At 67.0% G+C, this 1,617-nt stretch carries 4 protein-coding genes; all 4 read left to right on the top strand.

All coding sequences use genetic code 11. The annotated features are described in order from the left end of the window. Positions 1-377, top strand: a 377-nt coding sequence (locus AX737_RS11575; protein WP_197430544.1) for an efflux RND transporter permease subunit, incomplete at its 5' end; no start/stop codon positions are given. Between the two features lie 21 nt (positions 378-398). Further along, a complete protein-coding gene (locus AX737_RS11570) occupies positions 399-764 on the top strand; it encodes a hypothetical protein (RefSeq protein WP_066921459.1) in 366 nt (121 codons plus the stop codon). Between the two features lie 25 nt (positions 765-789). Then, the gene (locus tag AX737_RS11565) at positions 790-1,188 is read left to right on the top strand and encodes a DUF305 domain-containing protein (RefSeq protein ID WP_012752945.1); all 399 of its coding nucleotides are present in this window, start codon (positions 790-792) and stop codon (positions 1,186-1,188) included. A gap of 179 nt (positions 1,189-1,367) precedes the next feature. Then, the coding region (locus AX737_RS11560; RefSeq protein WP_066921457.1) for a four-helix bundle copper-binding protein at positions 1,368-1,617 on the top strand (250 nt) is incomplete at its 3' end.

Below are 1,617 nucleotides of genomic sequence, written 5' to 3'. Positions count from 1 at the left end.
CCCGCAACGGCATCCTCAAGATCAGCCACTACCTGAACCTGTCGCTGCACGAGGGCGTGCCGTTCGGGCCCGAACTCGTCGTGCGCGGCAGTCTGGAACGGCTGACCCCGGTGCTGATGACGGCGCTCTCGGCCGGCGTGGCGCTGTTGCCGCTGCTCTACGACGCGGCGAGCCCGGGCAAGGAGATCCTGCACCCGGTCGCGGTGACGATCTTCGGCGGCCTGATCAGCGCGACGTTGCTCGACACCTTCCTGACCCCCGTCCTGTTCCTGCGCTTCGGCCGCAGGCCGCTTGAGCGGCTGCGTGCGCTGCACGCCGAGGCGCCGGCCTACCCATCCCCGGACGGCGCGCGCCCGCGCCCGGCCGAGGCCTACTGACCCCCAAGAGGAGACGAGAGCGTGATCCTACCCAGAGTAACCCTGGTCGCCGGCCTGCTCGCCGCGACCACCGCCTACGCCCACGAGACCTCCGGCCAGCACGGCGGCCGGGTGACGGACGCCGGCAAGTTCCACGTCGAGCTCGTCGCCAAGGGCGAGACCGTCGACGTGTTCCTGTTGGACGAGGGCCAGAAGCCGGTCCCGACCTCCGGCTTCAAGGGCACGGCCATCCTCGTCGTCGGCGGCAAGCCGACCCGCGTCCCCCTGGAGCCCGCCGACGGCAACCGCCTGTCCGGCAGGGCCGCGGTCGCCCTCGGCGAAAGCCCCAAGGGGGCCGTGCAACTCACTGGTCCCGACGGCGCGACCGCCAGCGGCAAGTTCAACTGACCCCTCGCACCAGGAAGCCTCCTCGATGAAGACCCTGACCTCGACCCTCGCCGCCGGAGCCCTGGCCCTCGGCCTCTCGGGCATCGCCTTAGCGCACGAGGCCCACGACCATGCCAGCCATGGCGGTCACGACCACGCCGCCATGGCTGCCGCGGACAAAGCGGACACGCCGGCCACGAAGGCGTTCCGGGACGTCGATGCCGAGATGCACCGGAACATGGACATCCGCTACTCGAACGACGTCGACGTCGATTTCGTGCGCGGCATGATTCCCCACCACAAGGGCGCCGTCGGGATGGCCAAGGTCGCCCTCCAGCATTCCAAGGACCCCGAGATCCGGAAGCTGGCTGAGGAGATCATCAAGGCTCAGGACGTTGAGATCGCCCAGATGGAGGCCTTCCTCAGGAAGCGCGGCACCAACTGAGCGGTCGCGTCCGCGCGCAGGCGGCCCTCCCGAATACGTGATGCTTCAGAGTATTTATTTCAGAACGCATCTGTATCCCGTGAGTTCTATATTAGGGTAATGACGGTCTGACTTATCTGATACTGAGTCAGCATTCCAGTCGTGCCGCAAACCTTGCGATGGATAGACGGAGAACCTGAATGCACCAGATGTCGAGCGAGATGCAGTCCTGCATCGACGAGTGCCTACGCTGCTACCAGACCTGCCTCAGCATGGCCTCGAACCACTGCCTCCCGGCCGGCGGCAAGCACGTCGAGCCCGAACACTTCCGGCTGATGCTCGCCTGCGCCGAAATCTGCCGGACCTCGGCGCACTTCATGCTGTTGGGGACCGCACACCACAAGCATACCTGCGCCGAGTGCGCCGACGTCTGCGAGGACTGCGCCCGCA

This window comes from Methylobacterium sp. CCH5-D2 (assembly GCF_001556475.1).
Lineage (GTDB): Bacteria > Pseudomonadota > Alphaproteobacteria > Rhizobiales > Beijerinckiaceae > Methylobacterium > Methylobacterium hispanicum.
This window is presented reverse-complemented; position numbering and strand designations above follow the sequence as displayed.